Consider the following 9,202-nt stretch of genomic DNA (forward strand, 5'->3'; position numbering starts at 1 on the left):
GCAGCGCCGGGCCGGCCCCCGCCGCGGCGAACAGCAGGCCCGTACGCCAGCGGACGTGGCCGTCGCGGGCGTGGGCGGGCAGGGCCGCCGCGGAGGTGAGGACGACGATGACGAGGCTCGCGGTGGTGGCGGCGACCGGGGTGAAGCCGAGCGCGTAGATCAGGGCGGGGACGGCCAGGATGCTGCCGCCGCCCCCGAGCGCGCCCAGCGTGACACCGACGAGGGCGCCCGCGGCCAGGGCGAGAAGGAGCGTACTCACGCGACCGTACCGCTCCCGTCCCGGCCCGGGGGACGCGGCAAGGACGGGACCGGAGCCGTCACGTGCCGCCCGGCCCGAGAGGTGGGTGCGCCGTCCTGGGACGGGCGGGTCGGGTACCCGGCCCGGGGTCCGTGCGCCGCGTCCGCGGCCGGGAGAGCCGGGGCACAGGGGTGCCTGCGGAGGGTGGTCATACCGGTGGTGCTCCTCCGTCAGGCGTGCGTGGTCGTGAGGCCGGCGCGTTCCGCGCCGTCGAAGCCGTCGTCGACGGCGACGACGTCCCGTCCGGCCGCGTCCAGCAGGGACGCCGCGATCGCGGCGCGCATGCCGCCCGCGCAGTGCACCCAGACCTGGCCGTCGGGGATCTCGGCGAGCCGTCCGCGCAGGGTGTGCAGCGGGATGTGGACCGATCCCCGGACGTACCCGGCCGCGCGTTCGGCGTCGCGGCGGACGTCGAGGACGACGACCTGTTCGTGCGGGAGCCGGCCGGCGAGGTCGGCGAAGGCGGCCCGCGGGAAGGAGGCGGGCGTCTCGCCGTCGCGCAGCCACTGCGCCGGACCGCCGGTGGCCGCCGCGGCCGGGCGGTCGATGCCGACCCGGGCCAGTTCCCGCTGGGCGGCGGCGAGCTGGGCGGGCGACTCGGCGAGCAGGGTGACCGGCTTGCCCCAGGGAACCAGCCAGGCCAGGTAGGTGGCGATCTTGCCGTCGGCCTCGAAGTTCAGGGCCCCGGAGACATGTCCCTCGGCGAACACGACCCGGTTGCGCAGGTCGACCACCCACTCCCCCGCGGCCAGCCGCCGGGCGATCTCGTCGGCGTCGGCCGCGGCGGGCGGGGTCAGGTCCACCGGCGCGGGGCCCTCGGCGTTGACCGGCGCCATGTGCGCGTAGTAGGAGGGGACGTCGTCCAGCCCGGCCAGCAGGTCCGCGACGAAGGTGTCCACGTCCCGCGTGAGCGCGTCGTTGGACGCCCGCTCCTTGCCGATGGTGGTGGAGTCGCCGTCGGCCTGGGCGGAGGAGCAGAAGCTGCCGAAGCCGTGGGTCGGCAGCACGGTCGTGTCGTCGGGGAGCTCGGCGGCCAGTCGCCGGACCGAGGCGTGCTGGGCGCGGGCGAGCCGCTCCGTCAGGCGGGGCTCGACCAGGTCGGGGCGGCCGACGGTGCCGATCAGCAGGGAGCCGCCGGTGAACACGGCGACATCGGTCTCCCCCTCCCGCAGCACGTAGGCGGTGTGGTGCGGGGTGTGGCCGGGTGTCGCCACCGCGCGCAGGGTCAGTCCGGCGTCCTCGTCGACGGTGACCTCGTCGCCGTCGCGCACGGGCGTGCGGGCGAAGGAGACGCGGGCGTCGGCGGGCACCAGGTAGTCGGCGCCGGTGAGGCGGGCGAGGTGGAGGCCGCCCGTGACGTAGTCGTTGTGGACGTGGGTCTCGACGACCAGGCCGATGCGCACACCGCGCCGGGCCGCCGCGGCGACGACCCGGTCGATGTCGCGCGGCGGGTCCACCACCACGGCCGTGTGCGTGCCGCCGGCCAGATATCCGCGGTTGCCGAGCCCCGTCACCTCGATCGTGTCGACGAAGAACACGTCCTGCTCCTTCCAGTGGGAAAGTACCCCCGGGGGTATCTGGTTCCGACGGTAGCACGTACCCCCGGGGGTATCCCAGCGGGTCCTTCCGTCCCGCCGCCCGGGTTCCCCGCCGCGACGCACGGATGCCCCGGCGGCCCGTGTGACGGGCCTCCGGGGCATCCGGGTACTGCGGCGTCCTGCCGACCGGCAGGACGGACGGTCGGACGGTCGGACGGTCGGACGGTCGGACGGTCGGACGGGGGTGGCTACTTCGACGTCAGGTAGTCCTCCACGCCGGGCGCCGTGTGCGCGTCCTCTGCGTTCACCACCGAGCCGACGGCCTTCGCGTCGGGCTTGAGGACATAGGTCTCCACACTCGCCGGGCGGTCCACGTCGGAGAAGTTCTGCGCGGTGCCCAGGCCGGTGTCGGCGTTCGTCTGCGCCCGGTGCGCCTTGACGACGTCCTCACGGCTGAGCCCGCCCGCCTCGCAGGCCGCCTCGAGGTTGTTGCCCATCAGCTGGGCCGCGTTGTAGCCGGAGAGCACGCCGGAGTCCACCGGGGAGTCCGGGTACTTCTTCTGGTACGACGCCACCATCTTCTGCACGCCCGGCAGTTCGGCGCTCACGGCGGGCGCCGCGCTCACGACGTGCAGCATGGCGGCGAGGGCCGGCGCGGCGGGCGTCTTCATCAGCTGCGGCGCGAAGCCGGGGGCGCTGCTGACCACCGGGACCTTCAGCCCGCGCGAGGCGGCCACCCCGACGAGGGAGGCCGTCTGGGCGGGGCCCGCGCTGATCAGGACCGCCTTCACGCCCTCCTTGCGCAGCGCCGACACCTGCGCCGACAGGTCGGTGTCGGTGGCCTGGATCTTCTGTCCGGCGACCTTCAGCCCGGCCTTCCCGGCCGCCCAGGTCGACCCCTCCAGGGCGTTGGCGCCGTAGTCGCCCTCGAAGTAGACGTGGCCGATGGTGTCGCCCTTCTTCAGCCCCTTCGTGCGGGTGAGGAAGTCGACCGCGGCGATCATGTCGACGTCGTAGGTGGTGCCGAGCACCTGGATGGCGTCCTTGCCGAGCAGGGACGCGGCCCAGGCCTGCGGGAAGGTGAGCATCTTGTCGCGCTGGATGTCGTCCAGCAGGGCCGAGACCACCGGGGAGCCGATGACCTGGGGCAGGGCGACGACGTCGGGGGCGATGTCGGCGTAGGCGGTGACCGCCTTCTGCACGTCGTAGCCGTGGTCCTTGACGACGATCTCGATCTTGCGCTCGCAGATGCCGCCCTCGGCGTTGACCTCGTCCGCCCACATCTGCTGGGCCTGCACGATGCTCTTGCCGAGGGTGGCGTACGGGCCGGTCAGGTCGGTGAGGGCGCCGAGTCTGATGGTGTCGGCGCTGACGCCGGGACCGGTGCGCACGCCGTCGGCCGCGTCGCCGCCTCCCTTGCCGCCGTCCGCCTTGGAGCTGCACCCGGTGGCCGCGAGCAGCAGGGCGAGGGTGCCGGCGAGGACGGTCCCGGTGGTGCGGCGCCGGTTGCGGCGGGTGCGGTGCGTGGTGTTCACGGGGTGTGCTCCTTGGGTCGTGCGGCTTCGGCGGACTGCGGGGGCGAAGGGACGGGATCCGGGACGGCCCTGCCGCGGCCGGCCCGGCGGCGCCGGAGGCGTTCCCGGGCCCGGCGGGCCATGCCGTGGAGGCCGTCGGGCGCGTACAGCAGGACGAGGACGATCGCGGCGCCGTACAGGTAGCGGGCGGCCTCGGTGGGCCCCACGGCGCCCTCGGCCGACCCGGGCGCGGCGACCAGGGGGAGCTGGTCGGCGTACCGGGTCATCAGCAGGGGCAGCGCGGTGACGAACACGGCGCCCGCGGTGGCTCCCGCGACGGAGCCGAGCCCCCCGATGACGATCATGGCGAGGTAGTCGACGGACAGGATGAGCGAGAAGTAGTCGGGGACGACCCGGCGGAAGGCGAGCGCGAGCAGCACCCCCGCGAGCCCGGCGTACATGGACGACACCACGAACGCCGCCGACCGGTGCCGGGCCACGTCGACCCCCATCACGGAGGCCGCGGTCTCGCTGTCGCGCAGCGCGGCCAGGGCGCGGCCGGGCCGGCCGCGCAGCAGGCCGCGGGCGGTGAACCAGGTCAGCGCGAACAGCGCCAGGCCCAGGAACCACAGCCGCTCCTCCGCGCCGAACGGCACGCCGAGGACGACGAGTTCGGGATCGGTCTCCGCGAAGGAGAACCCGCCGACGGTCAGCGGCGGCACGGAACGCCCGTTGAAGCCGCCGGTGACGGAGTCCGCGGTCAGCAGGACGTGGTGGCCGAGGAAGACCAGGGCGAGGGTGGCGATGCCCAGGTAGATGCCCTTCACCCGCGCGGCGACGGGGCTGAACAGCCCGCCCGCCGCGCCGGCCAGCAGCACCGCGAGGACGGCGGCGACGACCGGAGGGAGGCCCGCCCCGGGGTCGCCCGCGAAGTAGGCGTAGCCGTACGCCCCGACGGCGAGGAAGAAGGCGTGGCCCAGGGAGAGCTGGCCGGCGGTCCCGGACAGCAGCGCCAGGCCGATCGCGCCGATGGCCGCCGCCATGGAGAACAGGCCGATGCGCAGCCAGAAGGCGTCCAGGTAGAACGGCGGCAGGCACAGGGCGAGGGCGAGCACCAGGATCCAGGCCCGGCGGCGGGTGAGGGCGGCGTGCAGACGGTCAGACACGGGCCACCCCCTTCGCGCCGAACAGCCCGGTGGGCCGTACCAGGAGCACCAGCAGCATCACGGCGTAGGGGGCGACGTCGCCGAAGCCGTCGCCGAGCATGTGCAGGTCGGACTGGTAGCCGACCACCATGGCCTCGGTCAGGCCGATGAGCAGGCTGCCCGCGAGCGCGCCCGCCGGGGAGGCGAGCCCGCCGAGGATCGCGGCCGGGAACGCGTTCAGCGCGATCTGCCCGGTGGTGCGTTCCAGTCCGGGCGCCGGGAACGCGGCGAGGAACACCGCCGCCAGGGCGGCCAGCGCGCCCGCCAGGCACCAGGCTCCCGCCCGGATCCGGCCGAGCCGCACGCCCATCAGGGCCGCCGCCTCCAGGTCCTCCGCCGCCGCCCGGAGCGACAGGCCCCAGGAGGTGAAGCGAAACAGGGCGAACACCGCGCCGATGACCACGGTCGACACCACGATGGCGGCGAGCCGGCTGTCGGCGACGGTCACCGGCCCGAGCTCGGTCACCGAGGAGCCCCACGGGTCGCCCAGCGTCAGCAGGTCGCCGCCGATGCGGCGGGCCAGGTCGGTGAGCAGCACGATGTCGATGCCGATGGTGACGATGGTCTGCACATGGGCGGCGTGGCCGTCCTGGCCGCCGCGTTGCAGCAGGAACCGGTCGACGACGCCCGCGAGGGCGGCCGTGGCGAGGACCGCCAGGGCCAGTGCTCCGGCGAAGCCGAGGTCGTCGTGCAGGACGGCGATCAGGTAGCCGCCGAACAGCAGCATGGAGCCGTGGGCGAAGTTGAGGACGCCCGAGGCCTTGAAGATGACGACGAAGCCGAGCGCGACCAGCGCGTACACGGCGCCGAGCGCCACTCCGCCGAGGAGGTTGTCCAGGAACCCGGTCATGCCACGTCCTCCCCCGCGGCGTCCGCCGCCGTGTCCGTCGCCGCGTGCGCCGCCGGCTCCGCCGTCGGGTCGTCGGGGGCCGCCCCGGTGCCGAGGTAGGCGCGCAGCACCTCGGGGTCCCGGCGCACCTCGTCCGGGGTGCCGTGGGCGATGGCCCGGCCGAAGTCGAGCACGGTGACGTCGTCGGCCAGGCGCATCACCAGGCCCATGTCGTGCTCCACCAGGACGATGGACAGGCCGAGTTCGGCCCGCAGTTCGGCCACCACCTCGGCGGTGCGGGCGCGTTCGGTGGCGTTCATGCCGGCCACGGGTTCGTCGAGCAGCAGCACTCTGGGCTCCAGACACAGGGCGCGGGCGAGTTCCACCCGCTTGCGGTCGCCGTACGACAGCAGCGCCACCGGGCTGTCGAAGTGGGCTCCCAGACCGGTGAGTTCGGCGATCTCCCGGGCGCGTTCGAGATGCTCGCGCTGCTCGCGCACGGCGCCCGGCAGACGCAGGGCGGTCGCGGCGAAGCCGGCGCGGGACAGGGCGTGGCGGCCCAGCATCAGGTTGTCGGCGACGGTGCCGTGGGTGGTGACGATGTTCTGGAAGGTGCGGGCCACGCCGAGTCCGGCGATGCGGTGCGGGGCCAGGCGGGTCAGCTCGGTGCCGCCGAGCGTCACCGTGCCGGCCGCCGGACGGCACAGTCCGGACAGCACGTTGAAGCAGGTCGACTTGCCGGCCCCGTTGGGGCCGATGAGCGCGTGCACCGAGCCGGGGACGACGGTGAAGGACACCTCGTCGAGAGCGGTGAGCCCGGCGAAGCGCACGGTCACCTCCCGGACGTCGAGCACGGGCGGCGTGGCGGTGGTGCGGTCCTTCACGCGGCCCCCCGGTCCTCGGCCGTCTCGGCCGTCTCGCCCAGGTACAGGCGGCGTACGGCGTCGGTGCGGGCGAGTTCGGCGGCGGGACCCGACAGGCGTGTCTCGCCGACCTCCAGGACGTGCGCGTGGTCGGCGAGCGAGAGCGCCATGCCGGCGTTCTGCTCGACCAGCAGGACGGCGGTGCCCTGCGCGTTGATCTCGCGGATCACCTCGGCGATCCGGTCGACCATCTGCGGGGCGAGGCCGAGCGAGGGCTCGTCGAGCAGCAGCAGCCGCGGGGCGGCCATCAGGGCGCGGCCGATGGCCAGCATCTGCTGCTCACCGCCGGACAGCAACCCGGCCGCCTGCTGGGTGCGTTCGGCGAGCCGCGGGAACAGCGCGAACACCCGGTCGCGTGCCTCCTGGGTCCGCGCCCGGTCGCGGCGGGTCAGTCCGAGCCCGCCGCTCTTGAGGTTCTCGTCCACCGAGAGACCGGCGAACACCCGGCGCCCCTCCGGGACTTGGACGACTGCGGCCCGTACCGCCGTGACGGGGTCCTTCCCGTCCAGCACCGTCTCGCCGTAGCGGATGCGGCCGCCGGTGACGGCGCCCCGGTGCAGGCGCAGCGTGCCGGACACGGCACGCAGCAGGGTCGTCTTGCCCGCGCCGTTGGCGCCGAGCAGGGCCACCACGGCCCCGTGCGGCACCGTCAGGGACACGGAACGGAGGGCGGACAGGGCGCGCCCGTACGTCACGTCGACGCTCTCGACGTGCAGCGCGGGCCGGTCGTCCGGTGGTGCTTCGGGCATCACGGCTCCTCGGGGCCGTACCGGGGACGGCAACGGCTTTCGTGGGAAGGGGTGCTCACGACAGCACGGGCGCGGGCGGGCGGTACAGCCTTCCGCCCGCGCTCGCTGCGGTGTCCCAACGGGGCTGGTCGGGGGTTGTGCCGGTGCCCATGCCCTCCGGGCGGGGGGCGAGGGGCGGTGCGGCTTCCGCCGGCCGCGGCGGCGGGCGGCGGGGGCGCGGTCGGCGCCGGACGCGTGCGGATCAGCGGTGGCGCGCACACGGGCAGGGGCCCCGCCCAGGGCGGAGACCCTCACCCCGCCGAGACGTGCAAGGCCGCGCGCGTCGGCGCAGCGCATGCCGCGCCCCCGGTCGTCCCGACCGCTCCGCTCCCCGCCGTCAGCGGGGCAGCAGGCGGTGGGCGGTCAGGGCGAGGGTGACCTCGACCAGGTCGGAGGGGCGGGAGAGGGAGCGTCCCGTCAGCTGCTCGTAGCGGCGCAGGCGGTTGAGGACGGTGTTGCGGTGGCAGTACAGCAGGCGGCTCGCGCGCTGGGCCGAGCCGTCGCAGGCCAGCCAGGTGGCGAGGGTCTCCAGCAGGACGTCCGCGTCGGCCGGTTCGAGTCCGGCGAGCGGGCCGAGCAGCCGGTCGGCGAGCGCGGCGCCCAGTTCGGGCGAGGACGCCACCAGGGCCGCGGGCAGGTGGTCCGTCAGCCGGACGGTGCCGCCGGTCTCCGGGCAGAGGCGCAGCGCGGTGTCGGCGAGTTCGCGCGCCCCGCCGACGGCGGCCAGTCCCTCGACGGTGCTGCTGACGCCGATGCGCAGTCCGGGGCGCTGGGTGTCGGCCGCCACCGGTTCCGGGTCGTCGTCGGCCAGCACGATGCCGTAGTCGACGTCCTGCCCGGGGTGCCAGTGCACGCGCACAGCCGGGGGCAGGAGCGACTGTGCACCGGGACAACCGACGGGCCGGCCGCCCGCCACGGCGACGACCACGTACCGGCCCTGCTCCGGCAGGCCCAGGACCTCCGCCGCCTCGGGCAGGTCGGCGATGCGGCTGCTGCCGTCCAGCAGCGCCGCGGCCAGCAGGCGCACCCTGTTCTCCCGTCGCCAGGCCAGTTGCCGTTCGGTCTGCCGGTAGGCGTCGGCCACGAGCGTGCAGTGTTCGTCGACGAACTCCCACACGTCCGTCGCCACGTGCACCAGCAGCCGTACGTCCTCGGGGGCGGTCCGGGACGTCTCGTCGACCAGCCCCTGCCACACCAGTGACCCGCCCAGCCGGAAGGCGTGCAGCAGCGCGTCGAGCGGCAGCCCCTGTTCGGCGCGGGCGGCGCCGATCCGCCAGGTGCAGCGGCGCGCCGCGTCGCGGGCGCCGCGCGGGTCGAGCAGGGAGGACACGCTGTGCCGCAGCGAGCGGTGCACCTCCTGCCAGGTGCCCACGGCGTCCGCCTCGACCGAGGCCCGGTAGGCGGGCTCCTGCTCCTGCAGCACGGCGACCAGCCGGTCGGTGAGGTGGGGCAGGTCGTCCAGCAGGATGCGCGCGCCCCGGTGCAGCACCCGCAGCGCGTCGGCGTCGATCACCGACCGTACGCGCGCGGGCCGTGGGCGCGGGGCGGGCACGGGCCCGGGGCGTGGCAGAGTACGTGGCCGTACGGCGTGGTGCATCGCGTATCTCCCCCAGGGTCGGCTTCCCGGCGGTGCCCGTGCGGCGGTCCTCGTACCGGCGCCCGGCCGGCCGCGGAGCCCATGGGGCGGCCGCCACCTGACTCGTCCTGCCCCGAAGGATGGCATACCGTCCGGTCGGTCCCTAGAGCTGTGCACCGGTCTTTTCCGCCTGTTCGACCAGTCGGACAAGTTCGACCCGGGAACGGACACCGAGGGTCGCGAAGACGTTCCGGAGGTGGTAGTCGACCGTACGGGTGCTGACCGACAGGCTCAACGCCGCTTCCCGGTTGGTCGCGCCCTCGGCGACCAGCCGGGCGATGCGCAGTTGCTGCGGGGTCAGCCGGGCCAGCTCGCCCGCTGCCGCCGGGCCGCTGTCCGCCGCACCGGCGCCGGCCGGTGCCGCGCCGTTGGCCCGCAGTTCCGCGCCCGTCTGCCGTGCCCACATCCGCGCACCGCAGCTCTCGAACCCCAGCAGTGCCTCGCCGAGCCGGGTCCGCGCCTCCCGCAGCC

The 9,202-nt window shown here is 75.0% G+C and carries 9 protein-coding genes; all 9 read right to left on the reverse strand.

Annotated features, from left to right (window positions below):
- Positions 1 to 259, reverse strand: a 259-nt coding sequence (locus G3I53_RS33750; RefSeq protein ID WP_164438229.1) for a TSUP family transporter, incomplete at its 3' end; no start/stop codon positions are given.
- A gap of 209 nt (positions 260 to 468) precedes the next feature.
- Positions 469 to 1,836, reverse strand: coding sequence for an MBL fold metallo-hydrolase (locus tag G3I53_RS09950; protein ID WP_164438230.1), 1,368 nt, complete (start codon positions 1,834 to 1,836; stop codon positions 469 to 471).
- A 248-nt stretch (positions 1,837 to 2,084) separates the two neighbouring features.
- Positions 2,085 to 3,371, reverse strand: a complete 1,287-nt coding sequence (locus G3I53_RS09955; protein ID WP_164339343.1) for an ABC transporter substrate-binding protein — start codon at positions 3,369 to 3,371, stop codon at positions 2,085 to 2,087.
- Entirely contained in the window at positions 3,368 to 4,516 is a 1,149-nt protein-coding gene (locus tag G3I53_RS09960; protein WP_164438231.1) for a branched-chain amino acid ABC transporter permease, read from the reverse strand. The genes G3I53_RS09955 and G3I53_RS09960 overlap by 4 nt, the downstream gene beginning before the upstream one ends.
- Positions 4,509 to 5,405: a branched-chain amino acid ABC transporter permease gene (locus G3I53_RS09965; protein WP_164338267.1), complete on the reverse strand. Its 897-nt coding sequence runs from the start codon at positions 5,403 to 5,405 to the stop codon at positions 4,509 to 4,511. The genes G3I53_RS09960 and G3I53_RS09965 overlap by 8 nt, the downstream gene beginning before the upstream one ends.
- The gene (locus G3I53_RS09970) at positions 5,402 to 6,268 is read right to left on the reverse strand and encodes an ABC transporter ATP-binding protein (protein ID WP_164338266.1); all 867 of its coding nucleotides are present in this window, start codon (positions 6,266 to 6,268) and stop codon (positions 5,402 to 5,404) included. The genes G3I53_RS09965 and G3I53_RS09970 overlap by 4 nt, the downstream gene beginning before the upstream one ends.
- The gene (locus G3I53_RS09975; RefSeq protein WP_164338265.1) at positions 6,265 to 7,056 is read right to left on the reverse strand and encodes an ABC transporter ATP-binding protein; all 792 of its coding nucleotides are present in this window, start codon (positions 7,054 to 7,056) and stop codon (positions 6,265 to 6,267) included. Before G3I53_RS09975 ends, G3I53_RS09970 begins: the two co-directional genes overlap by 4 nt.
- A gap of 376 nt (positions 7,057 to 7,432) precedes the next feature.
- Complete coding sequence (locus G3I53_RS09980) at positions 7,433 to 8,692, reverse strand: helix-turn-helix domain-containing protein (RefSeq protein WP_164438232.1); 1,260 nt, start codon at positions 8,690 to 8,692, stop codon at positions 7,433 to 7,435.
- Positions 8,693 to 8,834: 142 nt separating this feature from the next.
- A partial coding sequence (locus G3I53_RS09985) for a helix-turn-helix transcriptional regulator (RefSeq protein ID WP_164438233.1) occupies positions 8,835 to 9,202 on the reverse strand: 368 nt, incomplete at its 5' end.

This window comes from Streptomyces sp. SID14436, assembly GCF_010548465.1.
Lineage (GTDB): Bacteria > Actinomycetota > Actinomycetes > Streptomycetales > Streptomycetaceae > Streptomyces.

Excerpts from the sequence above, each read along its gene's own strand:
- G3I53_RS09965 (WP_164338267.1), bottom strand. The coding sequence starts at position 5,405 with ATGACCGGGTTCCTGGACAACCTCCTCGGCGGAGTGGCGCTCGGCGCC.
- G3I53_RS09975 (WP_164338265.1), bottom strand. The coding sequence starts at position 7,056 with ATGCCCGAAGCACCACCGGACGACCGGCCCGCGCTGCACGTCGAGAGC.
- G3I53_RS09980 (WP_164438232.1), bottom strand. The coding sequence starts at position 8,692 with ATGCACCACGCCGTACGGCCACGTACTCTGCCACGCCCCGGGCCCGTG.